At 68.9% G+C, this 649-nt stretch carries 1 pseudogene; it reads right to left on the reverse strand.

Annotation, left to right across the window (positions count from 1 at the left end):
* Positions 1-649 (reverse strand): annotated as a pseudogene (locus HH308_RS29345) (hypothetical protein); the annotation flags it as partial.

The following is a 649-nucleotide window of genomic DNA, read 5'->3' on the forward strand; positions in this document are numbered from 1 at the left end:
GGGCGGACGTGCCCGTCGGGGTCGGTGATCAGGTCGTCGACCCAGTCGCCGTGGGTTTTCGCGTTGTGCGCGAAGCGGTCTTTCGCCCCGAGGTTGCCCGGTTCGGTCTGCCCGCCCGCGGCGGGATCGGCGTGGTCGAACTCGGTCCAGTGGTCGAGGTCGCAGTGAAACGCCGAATGCGGGTTCCCGGGAATCAGTGTGTAGCAGTCCCGGATCCGGATGAACGTGTCCAGTGCCGTCGACGGCCGGTACGGGTTATGCGGCTGAGTCCCCGGCAGCACAATCACCCCACCACCAGCACCAGCACCGGGGTCGTCACCGGCGTCGGGGGTGGGGTCGTCGGTAGTGGCGGGGTCGTCGGGTGTCGGACGGACAGGCTCGGTCGGGTCGGACTGCGCCGGGTCTACCGGGTCTGCCGGTTCGGGGGGAGACTCACCGCCGGGTGCCCGCATACGCCGGGTACCGCCCGTCGAGGATCCCTCGCCAGCCGCCGCAGCACCATCGTCTGTGTCGTCAGTGTCAGCGGTGTCAGCGGTGTCGCTGCCGGTGGCCGACTCACCGACATCGTCGCAATCGAGATCGTTGAGGCGGGCCGACTCGCCGACATCGTCGGAGTCGGTGGGATCGCCGACTTCGTCGCAATCGAGAT

Origin of the sequence: Gordonia asplenii (genome assembly GCF_012933505.1) — a bacterium.
Lineage (GTDB): Bacteria > Actinomycetota > Actinomycetes > Mycobacteriales > Mycobacteriaceae > Gordonia > Gordonia asplenii.